Origin of the sequence: Nocardia sp. NPDC047038, from assembly GCF_040644075.1 — a bacterium.
GTDB lineage: Bacteria > Actinomycetota > Actinomycetes > Mycobacteriales > Mycobacteriaceae > Nocardia > Nocardia sichangensis.
This window is the reverse complement of the sequence record NZ_JBEYVQ010000010.1, coordinates 79239-95445: the sequence shown is the minus strand read 5'-3', so window position 1 is coordinate 95445 and position 16207 is coordinate 79239. Positions and strand designations below refer to the sequence as shown.

Below are 16207 nucleotides of genomic sequence, written 5' to 3'. Positions count from 1 at the left end.
GTGCGCATCCTCGACGTGAGACCGCGGCGACGGCCGTGATCAGGCGGATCGCGCGGTAGCGGCCGCCAACTCGGCCAGCCGGGCACGGACCAGATCCGGACGTTCCTCGAGAATGAAGTGGCCGCAGCCCCGCACCGGTTCCAGGCGGTAGTCGTCGGCACGCGCGGTCTCCTCGGCGGCGAGCGAAGGATGGACCGCCGCGTCCTCGACTCCGAACAGGGTGCGGATCGGAATCTTCGCTCGACGTCGTTCGCCGTGTCCGGCCGAGCGCGGAACTTCGCGCAGCAGGAAAGTGCGGTAGGTGTCGGTCGCCGTGCGGGCACAGACGGGGTCGCGGAAACGGTCCGTGTAGACGCGAATCGCCTCGGGTCCGAACTTCTCGCGATCGCGTACGGCGCCTGCGAAGACGAGGTCCAGGAAGCGGGTGCGCTGGTGCAGGTAGGTGCCGAACGCCGCGACGGCGGGTTGATAGAGCAGGAACCGCCACGCGTGCGGGAGGAAAGTGCGCGGTGTCTGCCACGGGTGGGCGATGTTGAGCGCCAGCAGCGCGTCGAATCGCTCCGGCTCGCGCAGCACGAGCAGGTGGGCGATGTAACCGCCCCAGTCGTGGCCGACCAGCAGCACGCGCTTCAGGCCGAGCGCGTCCAGCAATGCGAGCAGGTCGGAGGCGACGTCGTCCTTGGCCCACCGGTGCGGCGCGGGACCGGACCAGCCGTAGCCGGGTAGGTCGGGCGCGATGATCCGCAGTCCGTCCGGCGGGTCGGCGAGCAGGTGACGATAGGCGTAATGGTGCTCGGGCCAGCCGTGCAAGGCCAACACGGGGCGGCCATCCGTCGGCCCCGCCTCGGTGACGTGGAAACGCACTCCGCGAGCGGTGACATAGGAACGTCGCACGCCGGGGATCTCCGGCGGGCCGGCCGCCGCGTCCGCAGGAGCGGGTGAGAAGAACGAGGGCCGCCAGGGCATATCCGATGGTATCCAGTACGCCGCCGAGACATCCAGAGCGAAACAGCTCCCTCCGATGGACAATGAAGCCCTGAATCCCCGGTGCGGGGACCGGGGAGGAGGCAGCGGTGTCGAGCCACATTCAGCCGCCCGCGGGGTGGGCTCCGCCGGGCGCCGAGTTCCGGACCAGCAACAATGTCTCGCGCACTGTGACGGGCACGCTCGTCGGCCTGTCGGTGACGCCGATCGGGATCGGCCTGGCCGCTCATGGCGGGCTCGGCACGCGGCAGTGGGTGATCCTCGGGGACGAGGGCGACCGCTGGAGCTCGAACGCCCAGATGATCGGTGGTGCGTTGCTGTTGTTCCTGGTGGCGCTGCTGGCCGCGTACTCACCCGTCGGCACTGTGATAGCGGGCCTGGTGTGGGGTCTGCTGCCGGGCGCGGTGCAGTTGTTCTTCCCTCACGACCTCTGGCGTCTGATCGAGCAGACGCCGGGGCTGTCGGAGGAATGGCGCCTGGCCCTCTACAACTGGGTGCTGAACGGATGGGGGTTGGTGCTCGGCCTGTTGCTCATCGGAGCCGGGCTCGCCGCCACCTTGCGGCGGCGCTGACCGCGGCCGCACGCCGGGCGAGTCGGTCCGCCCGGCGCGCAGCCGACGTTCAGCCCTTGACGCAGAGCACCTGGTGCAGCGTCGCGACCACGTCGACCAGGTCCCGTTGTGCCTCGATGACCTCGTCGATGTCCTTGTACGCGGCCGGGATCTCGTCCACCACGCCCGCGTCCTTGCGCGACTCGACGCCCTCGGTCTGGGCGATGAGGTCGGCCACGGTGAACTGCCTCTTGGCCGCGTTGCGGCTCATCCGCCGTCCCGCGCCGTGCGAGGCGGACTGGAAAGAAGCCGGATTCCCCTTGCCGCGTACGACATACGAGCGGGTGCCCATCGAGCCGGGGATCAGCGCGAGATCGCCTTCCCCCGCGCGCACGGCCCCCTTCCGGGTGACCAGCATGGGCACGCCGTCGATGATCTCCTCCGCCACATAATTGTGGTGACAGCTGATGGGCTGCTCGAAACGCACTCCGCGATCGGCGAATTCGGCGGCGACCGCACGGCAGACCAGGGCGAGCATCACCGCGCGGTTGCGCGCCGCGTACTCCTGCGCCCAGGTGAGGTCGCGCCGGTACGCCCGCATCTCCGGCGTGCCGGAGACGAAGACCGCCAGGTCGCGGTCGGGCAGATCGACGTTGTGCGGCAGCGTGCGCGCGATCGAGATGTGCCGCTCGGCGAGTTCCTTGCCGATGTTGCGGCTGCCGGAGTGCAACAGGATCCACACCCGGTCGTCCTGGTCCAGGCAGACCTCGATGAAGTGGTTGCCGCCGCCGAGCGTGCCCATCTGCTTGTGCGCCTTCGACTCTCGTGCCTGAACCCGGCTGTCCAGCGCGCCGAACGAACCCCAGAACCGGTCCCAGCCCGCGCGCAGCGCCGCCGTGCTCGCGCCGAGGCCCGCGACCTGGCCGCCGAGCCGGGTGACATCGACGGCGTCGTGATGCGCCTGGAAGCCGACCGGCACCGCCGCCTCGATGCGCGACCGCAGCGAACGCAGGTTGTCGGGCAGATCCGCCGCGGTGAGATCGGTGCGCACGCTCTCCATGCCGCACCCGATGTCCACGCCGACCGCGGCGGGGGCCACCGCGTCCTTCATCGCGATCACCGAGCCGACCGTGGCCCCCTTGCCGAGGTGCACGTCCGGCATCACGCGGACGCCGTGGACCCATTTCAGCGCGGCGATGTTGCGCAGCTGCTGGAGCGCGGCCTGCTCGACCTCGTGCTCGTCGGCCCACATCAGCGTCTGCGCCTTGGTGCCGCGCAGCTCGACGGGAAACATGGTGTCGATCCTTCCGTTGGTTATGCCATCAACGGTAGGTACCGAGGACACCCGGCGCACCCGAATATTCGACCGCCCGGAATGGTGGCGGTCAGCCGGCCGCCTGCTCGAACCGTGCGCGATAGACGCGCTCGGCGTTCCCGTGGGCGATGGCGCTGACCAGGGCTTCGGCGTCGGCGGTGGTGATCGCGTCGTCGGCGAGCCACTCGTCGACGAGCTTGCCGAGACCGCGCCGCCAGAGCAGGGCGCCCAGGTAGTGCAGCTCGGGGAGCCCGTAGCCGTCGGAGGAGTAACACAGCGCCCGGAACGGAGCCAGCTCCAGCGTCTCGGCCAGCACGGCCCCGGCCCGCTGTCCCACATAAGGGATGGTCAGGCCCAGATCCAGATGGACGTGCTCGAAGACGTGCGCGAGGTAAGCGGCATGGCGGTGGAAGGGCCAGCAGTGCAGCAACATCACCGACAGCCCGGTGCCCGCGGTCCGGCGCAGGAAGTCGGTGAGCAGCAGCGGGTCGCCGTGCCGCAGGCGCAGGTCCGGGTCACCGAATCCGGTGTGGAACTGCAGCGGAAGACCTAGTTCGGCGCCGATTCGCGCGCCGAGGCCGACCAGCCAGCCGAGGACGTCCGGATCGGTGAGCCGGTGCTCGGGCGCGAAACTGGTCGGCGGGTGATCCCGCGGCGGGAAGTCCAGACCGCACCGGTAGGCCACGATCGTCTTCAACCCGACGGCGCCGACCGCCCGAGCGCGCAGCTCCTCCTCGATCCGCTCGTACACCCCGGACACCGCGCCGATCTGCGCGACGACTTGCTCGGCCACTTGCTCCAGCCGCACCACCTCACGCACCTCCCCGCCGGCCAGCTCGATGAAATCCGCTGTTCCACCACCGATTCCGGTGTCCAGAAACCATCGGGTCACCCCGGTGGCGCGCAGCAGCCGGGCGGACACCTCGCGCGCGCCGAGCCGGGCGCGATGACGCAGGTAGACGTCCGGGCCGACGTGGGCGGGCAGATCGAGCGCGGGGGCACACCAGCGGCGCACGGCGAGCCCGATCGCGGAATCGAAACTGCCGCGCGCGCCTTCCCCGAGCAAGCGCTCGAAGCCGGGCCGACCCAGGTTCTCGGTGTACACCCCGTGGCAGTGGTGGTCGGTGAGCCGGACACCGTCGGTGAGCATGTCAGAACCGCCAGCGGGTCAGGGCGACCAGCTCTTCGGCGCTCGCGGCGGCGTACCGCTCGGCCTCCGCGCGGCGCACGGTGAGCAGCGCGTCGTGTAGTTCGACGCCCATGGCGTCGGCGAGCACCGTGGACGCGGCGAGGTGGTCGGCGGCTTCGGACGGGGTGGTCGGCAGGCGGCGCACATTCGATACCATGCGTGCCTCGGCGTCGAAAGTCGCTGGATCACCGGTGATTTCGACCGGAAGGCGCAACTGTTCGGCGACACCGGCGAGCCCGGCGGCGATCACCGACCCGACGATCAGGTACGGATTGCCGGTCGCGTCGAAACATTTGATCTCGGCGTTGGCCGCCCACGTCTCGGTGCCGCGCACCCCGGTGACGAACCGCAGCGCGGCCTCTCTGGTCTCGTGGCCCCAGCACTGCCAGACTCCCGCCCAGCGCGACGGTTCCGACCGCAGGAAGCTCGCCGGATTGCCCGCGCCGACCGCGACCAGCGCGGGCAGTTCGCGCAGCACTCCCGCCAGGAACGCCTCGCCGGTCCGCCGCATGCCGTGCGGGCCGTCGCCGCCCGCGAACAGCGGTCCGTCCTCGTCGGTCACCGACAGGTGCAGGTGCGCTCCGGAACCGGCGCCGCCCGGTTCGATGCACGGGGCGAGCAGCGCCCGCCTGCCGTGCCGCGCGCTCACCTGCCGGATCGTGTGCCGGACCAGCACGGCCTCGTCGGCGGCGGTGACCGGCTCGGACGGTTCGACCGACAACTCCAGTTGCGCGAGGGCGTATTCGGGATGGAACTGGGCGACGGTGACGCCTTGGCGCTCGAGTGCGGCGACCAGGTCGGCGGCGTAGTCGGCCACCTGCCCGAGCCGCACCAGTCCGTAGGCGGGGCCGTGGATCGCGGGTGTGAAGTCGTCGGTGTCGTCGGCGCGGCCCACCGCCCATTCGGTCTCGAACGCCATGGACAACCGCAGTCCGGCGGCCTGCGCCGCAGCCGTCTGGCGTGCCGCGAAGTGGCGCTGGCAAGCGGCGAAGCGGGTGCCGTCCTGGGTGTATTTGTCCGTGGGCGCCCACGCCCAGCCGGGCTGGCAGGCCAGTTCGGTGAGCATGCTCAGATCGGGGACGAGTCGCAGATCGCCGTCGGGCCCGCCCAGATAGCGCCCGATCGCCATCAGGTCGTCGAAGGCGAAGGTCTCGAAGCACGGCGACACTCCGACGCCGTACCGGGACGCCCGGTCCAGCCGCTGGCTGGGGACGGTTTTCACGCGCGTGATGCCCGCGTTGTCCACGAAGCTCAGCGCGACCATGGCCGCGTCCAGCCGCTCGATCGGCGCGGTGTCGCCCTCGGCGGGGATGCGATCCGGCGTGGTGGCCATGCCCATCACGATATCGGCTCGGGCGCAGCGGGAGCCGCCGCGGCGCGAGTCGTCACTCCGCGGCGAGGGCTGCGGTGATCTCCTCGCGGGCCGGGATCGAACTGCTCGCGCCCAACCGGGTCGTAGCCAGCGCCCCGGCCGCGCAAGCCCAGGTCAGCGCCCATTCCGGCCCCCGATGCCAGGCTGCGGCCAGCGCACCGGTGAAGGCGTCGCCCGCGCCGGTGGTGTCGACGACATCGACCCGCGGGCTGGGCTGGGACAGGCGGGCGCCGTCCGGTCCGCGATAGTCCGCGCCCGCCGCCCCGCGGGTGACGACCACGTGCGCGACGGTGTCCAGGTCCGCGCCCAGTTGCTCGGCCTCGCCGGAATTCACCACGGCGACATCGATATTCGTCCAAAGATCGGTCGGCAGCGGACGGGCGGGCGAGGGGTTCACCAGCACGGTGGTGTCGTGCGCGCGGGCGTGGCGGGCCGCGGCGGCGATCGTTTCGACCGGAATCTCCAGCTGGCACAACAAGATATCGGCGGCCGCGATCGCCGCCAGGTCGTCCTCGGTCAGCTCGGTCATCCGCGTGTTGGCGCCTCCGACGACGATGATGCTGTTCTCGCCGTCGTCGTCCACCACGATCGTGGCGATGCCGCTCGGCCCGGCGACCGTGCGCAGCCGGTCGGTGAACACCGCGGCGTCCGTGAGCGCCGCGCGCAGTTCGCCGGCGAAGACGTCGTCGCCGACCGCCCCGAGGAAGCTGACCTCGCCGCCCGCCCGCCGCGCAGCGATCGCCTGATTCGCGCCTTTCCCGCCGGGCACCATGGCGAAGCCGTTGCCGAGGACCGTCTCACCGGGGACCGGTCTGCGTGCGGTCGTAGTGATCAGGTCCATGTTGACGCTGCCGAGCACCACGATCGCGGGAGCGTCCGATTCGACCGTCATATCGCCGGACGGTAGTCGCCCGGCCCGGGTCGCGCACGTGACCGCGCCCGCGTCGCAGCGGGTGGGATCGGCGGTGTACCCGGTGCGTAGGCTGTACCCATGACGGTAGGAACGACCACCCAGCCTGATGTTCGCGAGGTGGTGCACGAGGCCGCGCGCAAGGCCAGGGTCGCGTCGCGAGCCCTCGCCCAGCTGACGACGGCGCGGAAGAACGACGCCCTGCACGCCGCCGCCGACGCGCTGCTGGCCGCCGCCGATCGGGTGCTGGCCGCCAATGCCGAGGACATCGCCGCGGCGCGGGCCGCGGGCACCGAGGAGTCACTGCTGGACCGGCTGCGGCTGACCGAGCCCCGCATCGACGGCATCGCCTCCGGGTTGCGTCAGGTGGCGGGACTGCCCGATCCGGTGGGTGTGGTGGTGCGCGGCTCGACGCTGCCGAACGGCTTGGAGATCCGGCAGGTGCGAGTGCCGCTCGGCGTGGTCGGCATGGTGTACGAGGCCAGGCCGAACGTCACCGTCGACGCGTTCGGGCTCGCGCTCAAGTCCGGTAACGCCGCCCTGCTGCGCGGCTCCTCCTCGGCGGCCGGCTCCAATGCCGCGCTCGTCGCGGTGCTGCGCGAATCGCTTGCCGCGCAAGACATCCCGGCCGACGCCGTGCAGTTGCTGCCGAGTGAGGACCGTTCCAGCGTCACGCATCTGATCCAGGCCCGCGGCCTGGTCGACGTGGTCATTCCGCGCGGCGGCGCCGGGTTGATCAACGCCGTCGTGCGTGACGCGCAGGTGCCGACCATCGAGACCGGTACCGGCAACTGCCACGTCTACGTGCACGCCGCCGCCGACCTGGACATGGCCGAGCGGATCCTGATCAACGCCAAGACCCGCCGTCCCAGCGTGTGCAACGCCGCCGAGACCGTGCTGATCGACGCCGGGATCGCGGACACGGCGCTGCCCCGGCTCACCGAAGCGCTGGAGCGTTCCGGCGTCACCATCCACGGCGACCTGCCCGGCCAGGTTCCGGCCACCGAGGCCGACTGGGGCGAGGAATACCTCACCCTGGACATCGCGCTCAAAGTGGTCGACGGCCTGGACGCGGCGGTGGAGCACATCAACACCTGGGGCACCGGCCACACCGAGGCCATCGTCACCGGCGACCTCGCCGCGGCCCGCGAGTTCACCAGCCGGGTCGACGCCGCCGCCGTGATGGTGAACGCCTCCACCGCGTTCACCGACGGCGAGCAGTTCGGCTTCGGCGCCGAGATCGGCATCTCCACCCAGAAGTTGCACGCTCGCGGCCCGATGGCGCTGCCGGAGCTGACCTCCACGAAGTGGATCGTCTGGGGCGAAGGACAGATCCGGCCCGTCTGACCCGCGTGCGCGGCGGCCACGGCCGATGCCGAGTCGGCATCGGCGACGCGCTGCCGTAGCGTGGGGGACGGTTCGGAAGGAAGGTGCCGGGTGGTGTCGGATAGCGCAGTACAGGAGCCGATCTTCACGTCGGTGGACGACGTGATCGAACGGTTGGCCAGCACGGGCTACCTGGCGGACAAGGCCACCGCCACCTCGGTGTTTCTCGCCGATCGGTTGGGCAAGCCGTTGCTGATCGAAGGACCGGCGGGTGTCGGCAAGACCGAGCTGGCGCGCGCGGTCGCGCAGACCTCGGGCGCCGAGCTGGTGCGATTGCAGTGCTACGAGGGCGTCGACGAGGCCCGCGCGCTGTACGAGTGGAACCACGCCAAGCAGATCCTGCGCATCCAGGCCTCCAGCGAGAACGACTGGGAAGAGACGAAGGCCGACGTCTTCACCGAGGAGTTCCTGCTCTCGCGCCCGCTGCTGACCGCGATTCGGCGCACCGATCCCACGGTGCTGCTGATCGACGAGACCGACAAGGCCGACGTCGAGATCGAGGGCCTGCTGCTCGAGGTGCTCAGCGACTTCGCGGTGACGGTACCGGAACTGGGCACGATCACCGCCAGCCGCAAACCGTTCGTGGTGCTCACCTCGAACGCCACCCGCGAGCTGTCCGAGGCGCTCAAGCGTCGCTGCCTGTACCTGCATCTGGATTTCCCGGACGAGGAGCTGGAGCGGCGCATCCTGGCCAGCCGGGTGCCCGAACTGTCGGCGGCCGTCGCCGCGCAGCTGGTGCGGATCGTGCACGTGCTGCGCGGCATGCAGTTGAAGAAGCTGCCCTCGGTCGCGGAATCGATCGACTGGGGTCGAACGCTGCTGGCGCTCGGCCTGCGGGACCTGGACGACACCACCGTCCGAGCGACGCTCGGTGTGGTCCTCAAACACCAGAGCGACCACCAGCGCGCGCTGGCCGAACTGAAGCTGGCCTGAGCCATGGCGACCGGGCCGGTCCCCGCCGAAGTCGCGGCACTGAGCGCGCCACACGGTATTCCGGGACATCTGGTCGGCTTCGTGGAGGCGCTACGGGCGCGCGGGATACCGGTCGGACCGTCGGAGACGGTGGACGCGGGCCGCGTGATGACCGTGCTCGACCTGATGGACCGTGAGGTCCTGCGGGAGGGGCTGGCGTGCGCGTTGTTGCGGCGCACCACCCACCGCGCGACCTTCGACGGGCTGTTCGACCTCTGGTTCCCCGTCGCCGTCGGGCAGCGCGCCGTGAGCCAGGACGAGCTGGAGATCCCGCACACGCCCTCGGGAGACGTGGACATCCCGGCACTGCGCGAACTGCTCGCGGAGTTGCTGGCGCAGGAGTCGGCGACCCAGCAACTGGAGGCGCTGGCCGCGCAGTTGGTCGAGCAACTCGGCCAGTACCAGTCCGCCCGCGGTCCGTCTTTCTCGTCGTACCAGGCGCTGAAAGAGGTGCAGCCGCAGACGTTGCTGGCGAAGATCCTCGCGGGCATGGCCCTCGGGCCGAACACGAGCGAGTTCGACTCCGAGATCGCCCGCCGCGCCGCCCGGCAGCGCATCGCGGGCTTCCGCGCGACCGTCGAGGCCGAGACCAGGCGGCGGGTCGCCGAACGGATCGGCCGCGAACGCGTGGCGAGCTACGGCGTCGCCCGGCAAGCCGAGGAGGTCGACTTCCTGCGCGCCTCCGAGGCCGAACTCTCCGAACTCAAGCGCAGTACCCAGCGGTTGGCCCGCATCCTGGCTTCGCGTCTGGCCGCGCGTCGCAGGCACGCCCACCGCGGAGCCATCGACCTTCGCCGCACTCTGCGCGCGTCCATGTCCACGGGCGGCGTGCCCATCGACCTGGTCAACCGCAAGCCGCGACCGGGCCGCCCCGAACTGGTTCTGCTGTGCGATGTCTCGGGCTCGGTGGCCGGCTTCAGCAACTTCACGCTGCTGCTGGTGAGCGCGCTGCGCGAACAGTTCTCCCGGGTGCGCATCTTCGCGTTCGTCGACCAGATCGACGAGGTGACCCGGTTCTTCGATCCGCACACCCAGCTGGACCGGTCGATGACCCGGATCTTCGGTGAGGCGAACGTCGTCGGCCTGGACGGGCACTCCGACTACGGCAACGCGCTGGCCGGATTCGCCAGGGACTTCCCGGACGCCGTCACCAGCCGCAGCTCGCTGCTGATCCTCGGCGACGCCCGCACGAACTACCGTGACCCGGAGCTGAACACCCTGCGGTCGCTGGTCGAGGTGGCCAAGCACGCGCACTGGCTCAATCCCGAACCGCGCAACCAATGGGGTTCCGGCGATTCCGCGGCGGACAAGTACCGCGACGTGATCGAGATGCACGAATGTCGTTCGGCCAAACAACTCACCGCGGTGGTTTCGCGGCTGCTACCGGTGTAGGAGACGGCATGGACGATGCCGCGCTGCTGAGCTACTGCCTGGCCAAGCCGGGCGCCTGGCAGGACGAACCGTGGGAGGGCGACGTCGTCGCCAAGGTCGGCGACAAGATCTTCGCCTTCCTCGGCGCGACATCGGTCGGCCTCAAATGCGGGCGGACCCGCGAGGAGGCCGACGAACTGGTCCGGGTGTACCCGGGGGACGTGGCGGCGTCGGCCTACATCGGGCGGTACGGCTGGAACGTCATCCAGTTCGGCGGCGCGGTCTCGGATAACGAACTCTACGAGCTGGTCGATCTCTCCTACGAGGCCGTCGTGCGCAAGCTGCCGAAGAGCAAGCGCCCGACCGCCTGAAAGGGTTCGTTAAGGGGATCTTTGGCTTGCGCCGACAAGATCGGCGGCCATGGGGAACAGAACGCCGGACGATCCGGCGGCGGTGCACAACAACTATTCGTTTCAGGTCGATTTGCGCGGGATAGTCGATCTGCTCTCTCATCACCTCTATTCGAGTCCGCGGGTCTATCTGCGCGAGCTGTTGCAGAACGCCGTCGACGCGGTCACCGCGCGTGTTCGACTCGATCCGCTGGCTCCCACCGGAATTCGGCTCTCCGTGGACGAGTCCGGGCTGCGGATCAGCGATCCCGGTGTCGGCCTGACCGACGCCGACGTGCACCGGTTCCTCGCCACCATCGGCCGCTCGTCCAAACGCGACGACATCGAAGGCGCACGACGGGACTTCCTCGGACAGTTCGGGATCGGGCTGCTGGCCTGTTTCACGGTCGCCGAGACGATCCGGGTGGTCACCCGATCGGCCGCCGACCCGACCGCCTCGCCGGTCGAGTGGCTGGCCCGCGCCGACGGCACCTACTCGGTGCGCTCACTCGATCGAGGCGAGTACGCGGAACCGGGCACGACGGTGTGGCTCACCCCGCGCGGGGGAGCCGGGGAGTGGTTCCGGCCGCAGCGGGTGACCGACCTGGCACGCGAATTCGGGTCGCTGCTGCCCTACGAGGTGACGGTGGAGTCGGACGGTGCTGTGACGACGGTCACCGAAGGCGTTCCGGTCTGGCGCCGCGCGTATCCGTCGGCGCAGCGGCGCAGGGCCGCCCTGCTCGACTACGGTCACCGGACGCTGGGCTTCGTCCCGCTCGACGCCATCGAGCTCGATGCCGGTGCGGCAGGCGTCAGCGGTGTGGCCTATGTCCTGTCCCAGCCGGGCAACCCGTCCGACAGCAGTGCGCATCGGGTGTACCTGAAGGGCATGCTCCTGGGCGACGCGGTGCGCGGCGTGCTGCCGGATTGGGCGTTCTTCGTGCGCTGCGTGCTCGACACCGACACGCTGCGCCCCACCGCGTCGAGGGAGGGCCTCTACGAGGACGAGCGGCTCGCCGTCGTGCGCGAGGTGCTCGGAGACCGGATCCGGGACTGGCTCACCGAGATCGCCGCCGAACAGCCGCAGCGGCTGGCCGCGTTCCTGTCCGTGCACGCACTCGGCGTGAAGGCGATGGCGAGCCATTCCGTCGAACTGCTGCGCATCATGCTGCCCCATCTGCACTTCGAGACCACCGACGGGCGCGTGCCGCTCACCGAGTTCGCCCGCCACCACCGCACCGTCCGGGTGACGGCGACGGTCGAGGAGTTCCGTCAGGTGGCGGCCACCGCCGCCGCGCAGGGCATCGGCGTCGTCAACGGCGGCTACGCCTACGACCGGGAGTTGATCGCGCGGTTGCCGCGGCTGCTGCCCGGCGTCGAAGTGGTCGACCTGGACGCCGACGCGATCGCCGCGGCGCTCGACCCGGTCGACCCAGGCGACGAACTGGCGCTGGCCCCGGTGCTCGAACTGGCGCGAACCGTGCTCGACCCGCTGTCGTGCGACGTCATCGTGCGCGCCTTCCATCCGGTCACGGTGCCCGCGCTCTATCTCGACGGCCGTGCCGCACGCAACGAACGCGCCAGAGCGCAGACGGCCGGGGACGCCGACGACCTGTGGACCGAGATCCTCGGCGCCCTGGCGGTCACGACACCGCGCGCTCGGCTGGTGCTCAACCACCACAGCCCGATCGTGCGCAGGCTGTCCCGCATCGACGATCCCGGCTTCCGGAAGACGGCGGTGGAATCGCTCTACGGGCAGGCCCTGTTGATGACCCACCGTCCGCTGAGCGCGGCCGACACGGCGCTGCTCAATCGCGCCTTCGGCGAATTCCTCGGCTGGGCCACCCAACGTGCCGCCGACCGCGGTGAAGAGACGGAGTGAGCATGGACGCCGCCGAGATCGGCGCGGCGCTGGCGCAGGTCTATGCGCTACCGCACGGCCGGACGCGCACCGAGCGACTGGAGACCCTGGCCGCGGCCGCGCGAACCGGATCGGATCGCGCGCTGGAAGGCAGGGTGCTGCTGGAGCTCGCGCAGTCGTACACCTACGCGGGCGAACGCGATCTGGTGCCCGTCGCCTACGGCAGGTTGCTGCGGATCTACGACGACCACTCCGCCGAGCTGGGCTCGATGACGCACTCGGTGCACTGGTATCTGAAATGGGTGACCTGGGGCATGGTCGGCAACCCCGCGCTGCCGCTGTCCACGATCGATCGCTGGTTCGACGAACTGGACAGCCGCTACCGGCAGCGCGGCTACAGTCCGCGCCCGGTGCTGGCCCTGCGCTCCGAACTCGCCCGCGAGATCGGTGACACCGCGTCCGCCGCCGCGTGGCTGGAACAGGCGATGGCCGCACCGCGCGACAGCATGTCCGACTGCGATGCCTGCGAGCGCGGCGAATGGGGCGTGACGAGCGTGTCTCTCGGTGACGACGAGGGCGGACTCGCGCACTGGAAGCCCGTGCTCGACGGCGAACGGACCTGCGCGGAGGAGCCGCACCGCGTTCTGGCGCAGGCACTGCTCCCGCTGGTGCGCACCGGCCGCGTCGCGGCGGCACGCGGGGCGCACCTGACCGGGTATCCGCTGGTCCGGCACACCGAGGACCTGCGTCCGTCGGTGGCGTCGCACATGGAATTCTGCGCGCTGACCGGCAACGAGGCACGCGGGCTGGAAATTCTCACCGAGCACGCGAACTGGCTGGCCGATTCCGGAGCCGACGCGGGCGCGCGCCTGGCCTTCGCCACCGGCGTGTGCGTGCTGCTGCGCAGGCTGGTGGCGCTGCGACTGGGTGATCTTCCGCTTGCGGAGGGGACGGTGGAATCGGTGCGCGCCCGGTTGGAGGTCGAGATCGGCGCGTTGTGTGCCCGCTACGACGCCCGCAACGGCAACAGCTCGGTCAGCCTGCGCACCGCTGCCCGGCTCGCGGCCGAACCGCTACTGGACCGGTTGCCGCTCGGTTTGCGCAGCACACTGCCGCGCGCCGCGAGCGCGCCGGACAGCGTCCGGGCGGCCGACGACTTCTCCGGCGACCGAGCGACGGAGGTCCGCAGGCTGGCCGAACTCGGTGCCGCCCGGCTCGCCGATACGCCCGAGGAGGCGGAAGCGCACCTGCGGGAAGCGCTGGCGCTCGGTACGCAGGTGCTGGCCGGGGAGGAGGCCGCCCGGCTGGGCGCGCAGCTGGTCATCGCCATCGCGAGCCAGCCGGACCGCGAACTCGATCTGGCCGATGCCGCGGTGCGCGCCGCGGCACGCTGGGAAGGGCTGTCCGAACCGGATGTACTGCATCACACCGTGGTCGCCGCACGCGCGTTCCATCGCGCGGAGCGCCACGGCGAGGCCGTCGCCCTGTTCGAACACGCGCTGCTCAGCGGCGTGATTCCGTATCCGTCCGGCGAACTGGCGGTGGTGCGCGCGCAGTTCGGCCGATCGCTGAACGCACTGAACCGCCACCGCGAGGCCGCGCGGCAGTTCCTGGAGGCGGCACGACTCGTCGAACGCGACCCGGAGCGGACGAAGCTGCACGCCGAGCTGGCGTGGTCGGCCGCCACCGCGCTCGAGTACTGCGGGCAGGACGACGAGGCGGTGGCCGCCTACCAGCGCGCCGCGCAGCTGTGGGCCGGGCTGGGCGCGGTGGCGGAGCGGGCGCGTTGCCTGCGGGCGGCGGCCTGGCTGCGCGTGTGCGGCGAATCCGATCCCGAATCCGGGCTCACCTCGATGCGGACGCTGATCGCCGAGCTGGCCCCGCTGGCGGGCCGGTCGGCCGAGGCGGCGGATGAACTCGCGCGCGCCCGCGAGCAGCTGGCCCGGATGCGCGAGATGGGAGACGCCACCGCCTGAGGCGCCGCCGGGCCCGTGCGGCGGGGCATAGTGCGGGCGGGTGTCCCCAGTTCGCCGCCCGCCCCCGCTTACCGGCCCCGTGCGGGCCGTGAGCGACCCGTTAAGCTCGGCAGTCATGCACGAGACAGGTCGGCGCGGCCGCAAGCTCGGGGTGATGGGCGGCACGTTCGACCCCATCCACCACGGGCATCTGGTCGCCGCCAGCGAGGTCGCGCACCGGTTCGACCTGGACGAAGTGATCTTCGTCCCGACCGGGCAGCCCTGGCAGAAATCGCACAAGCAGGTCAGCCCGGCCGAGGATCGGTACCTGATGACCGTCATCGCGACCGCGTCCAACCCACGGTTCTCGGTGAGCCGTGCGGACATCGAGCGCGGCAAGGTCACCTATACCGTCGACACCCTGCGGGAGATGCGATCGGCCCATCCCGGCGCCGAGCTGTACTTCATCACCGGTGCGGACGCGCTGGCCAGCATCCTCACATGGCAGGATTGGGCAGAACTGTTCGAACTGGCGAAGTTCGTCGGGGTGAGCCGTCCGGGGTACGAGCTGAACATCGATCATCTCGAGGAGCATCTGCGGGATCTCCCGCCGGATGCGGTGACCATGGTCGAGGTCCCCGCGCTGGCGATCTCGTCGAGCGAATGCCGTCGCCGCGCCGCCGAGAATCGGCCGGTGTGGTACCTCGTCCCCGACGGCGTGGTGCAGTACATATCGAAGCGGCACCTGTATGTGCCCGGAGCAGCGGAAGGTAGCTGAGCGTGAGCGAGCGCAGCGAAGGTGCGGGCATGAGCGAGCGAACGATCCCCACGGCCGCGAGTGCCGTCCCGCCGAGCGCCCGGGGGGTGCAGGCATGACCGCGTCGACCGAGTCGGTGGAGATCGCGCAGGTCGCCGCGCTGGCCGCCGACGAGAAGCTGGCGTCCGACGTTGTGGTGCTCGATGTGTCGGAGCAGCTGGTGATCACCGACTGCTTCGTGATCGCGTCCGCGCCCAACGAGCGTCAGGTCAACGCCATCGTCGACAACGTGGAGGAGAAGCTCCGCGCGGCCGGGCACAAGCCGGTCCGGCGCGAGGGCACCCGCGAAGGCCGCTGGGCGCTGCTGGACTACGTCGACGTCGTCGTGCACATCCAGCACAACGACGAGCGCAATTTTTATGCGCTGGAACGCCTGTGGAAGGACTGCCCCGTGGTGCCGGTCGCCGGTCTCACCGGGGCCGCGCCGGATTCGCGCGCCGCGGCGACGGAGGACGAGGCGCGATCGTGAGCAGACATGCCGGCGTGCGCACCCTCATCCTGTTGCGCCACGGGCAGACCGAATGGAACGCCACCGACCGCATGCAAGGCCAGATCGACACCGATCTCACCGAACTCGGTCGCAGACAGGCCAAAGAGGCGGCACGCGAACTGGTTTCGCGCAACGCCATCGCTATCCACGCTTCGGATCTGCGCCGTGCCTTCGACACCGCGACGGCTCTGGCCGAACACACTGGGCTCACCGTCGTGCCCGACGTCAGGTTGCGGGAGACCAATCTCGGCGACTGGGAGGGATTGACCCACCTGGAGGTCGACGCCGACTATCCGGGCGCGCGCATGGCGTGGCGGCTGGACGCGCGCTACACCCCGCCCAACGGCGAGAGCAAACTCGAGGTCGGGGCGCGGTCGCTGCCGGTGGTGCAGGAGTTGCTGGTCGAACGGCAGGACTGGCCGGGCCGGACTATCATCCTGGTGGCGCACGGCGGGCTGATCGCCGCCCTCACGGCTGCGCTGCTCGACCTGCCGCCGCAGAACTGGCCGATCCTCGGAGGACTGGCCAATACCAGCTGGGTGCAGCTCAGCAGTCACGGCCCGAGCATCGAACAGCCCGGTTGGCGTCTGGATGTGTGGAACGCAGCGGCGAAGGTAGCACCGGATGTCCTCTGAAGAGCCGATC

15 protein-coding genes are annotated in these 16207 nt (G+C 70.5%); 10 read left to right on the top strand and 5 right to left on the bottom strand.

Annotation, left to right across the window (positions count from 1 at the left end; all coding sequences use genetic code 11):
- Window positions 1–39: 39 nt before the first annotated feature.
- Complete coding sequence (locus tag ABZ824_RS27905; protein WP_356966463.1) at window positions 40–966, bottom strand: alpha/beta hydrolase; 927 nt, start codon at window positions 964–966, stop codon at window positions 40–42.
- Between the two features lie 107 nt (window positions 967–1073).
- Between ABZ824_RS27905 and ABZ824_RS27900 the strand changes: the two genes are divergently transcribed.
- The gene (locus ABZ824_RS27900) at window positions 1074–1556 is read left to right on the top strand and encodes a hypothetical protein (RefSeq protein WP_356966461.1); all 483 of its coding nucleotides are present in this window, start codon (window positions 1074–1076) and stop codon (window positions 1554–1556) included.
- Window positions 1557–1605: 49 nt separating this feature from the next.
- Here ABZ824_RS27900 and ABZ824_RS27895 read toward each other — a convergent pair whose 3' ends face one another.
- From ABZ824_RS27895 to ABZ824_RS27880, 4 genes are all read right to left on the bottom strand, one after another.
- Window positions 1606–2829: an RtcB family protein gene (locus ABZ824_RS27895; protein WP_356966459.1), complete on the bottom strand. Its 1224-nt coding sequence runs from the start codon at window positions 2827–2829 to the stop codon at window positions 1606–1608.
- A 91-nt stretch (window positions 2830–2920) separates the two neighbouring features.
- A complete protein-coding gene (locus ABZ824_RS27890; RefSeq protein ID WP_356966457.1) occupies window positions 2921–4000 on the bottom strand; it encodes an amidohydrolase family protein in 1080 nt (359 codons plus the stop codon).
- Window position 4001: 1 nt separating this feature from the next.
- Entirely contained in the window at window positions 4002–5372 is a 1371-nt protein-coding gene (locus ABZ824_RS27885; RefSeq protein ID WP_356966456.1) for a glutamine synthetase family protein, read from the bottom strand.
- Window positions 5373–5424: 52 nt separating this feature from the next.
- On the bottom strand, window positions 5425–6303 hold the full coding sequence (locus ABZ824_RS27880) for a ribokinase (protein ID WP_356966454.1): 879 nt from the start codon (window positions 6301–6303) through the stop codon (window positions 5425–5427).
- 99 nt (window positions 6304–6402) lie between these two features.
- Here ABZ824_RS27880 and ABZ824_RS27875 point away from each other — a divergent pair, with 99 nt between their 5' ends.
- From ABZ824_RS27875 to ABZ824_RS27835, 9 genes are all read left to right on the top strand, one after another.
- The gene (locus ABZ824_RS27875) at window positions 6403–7668 is read left to right on the top strand and encodes a glutamate-5-semialdehyde dehydrogenase (protein WP_356966452.1); all 1266 of its coding nucleotides are present in this window, start codon (window positions 6403–6405) and stop codon (window positions 7666–7668) included.
- Between the two features lie 90 nt (window positions 7669–7758).
- A complete protein-coding gene (locus ABZ824_RS27870) occupies window positions 7759–8640 on the top strand; it encodes a MoxR family ATPase (RefSeq protein WP_356966450.1) in 882 nt (293 codons plus the stop codon).
- 3 nt (window positions 8641–8643) lie between these two features.
- Window positions 8644–10071: a VWA domain-containing protein gene (locus tag ABZ824_RS27865; protein WP_356966448.1), complete on the top strand. Its 1428-nt coding sequence runs from the start codon at window positions 8644–8646 to the stop codon at window positions 10069–10071.
- A gap of 8 nt (window positions 10072–10079) precedes the next feature.
- Window positions 10080–10421, top strand: coding sequence for an MmcQ/YjbR family DNA-binding protein (locus ABZ824_RS27860; protein ID WP_355072343.1), 342 nt, complete (start codon window positions 10080–10082; stop codon window positions 10419–10421).
- 49 nt (window positions 10422–10470) lie between these two features.
- On the top strand, window positions 10471–12321 hold the full coding sequence (locus tag ABZ824_RS27855) for an HSP90 family protein (protein WP_356966445.1): 1851 nt from the start codon (window positions 10471–10473) through the stop codon (window positions 12319–12321).
- A 2-nt stretch (window positions 12322–12323) separates the two neighbouring features.
- Window positions 12324–14276, top strand: coding sequence for a hypothetical protein (locus ABZ824_RS27850; protein ID WP_356966443.1), 1953 nt, complete (start codon window positions 12324–12326; stop codon window positions 14274–14276).
- Window positions 14277–14391: 115 nt separating this feature from the next.
- Window positions 14392–15033: a nicotinate-nucleotide adenylyltransferase gene (gene nadD / locus ABZ824_RS27845; protein WP_355072347.1), complete on the top strand. Its 642-nt coding sequence runs from the start codon at window positions 14392–14394 to the stop codon at window positions 15031–15033.
- Window positions 15034–15127: 94 nt separating this feature from the next.
- A complete protein-coding gene (gene rsfS / locus ABZ824_RS27840; protein ID WP_355072349.1) occupies window positions 15128–15541 on the top strand; it encodes a ribosome silencing factor in 414 nt (137 codons plus the stop codon).
- The gene (locus ABZ824_RS27835) at window positions 15535–16197 is read left to right on the top strand and encodes a histidine phosphatase family protein (protein ID WP_356966599.1); all 663 of its coding nucleotides are present in this window, start codon (window positions 15535–15537) and stop codon (window positions 16195–16197) included. Before rsfS ends, ABZ824_RS27835 begins: the two co-directional genes overlap by 7 nt.
- Window positions 16198–16207 lie beyond the last annotated feature (10 nt).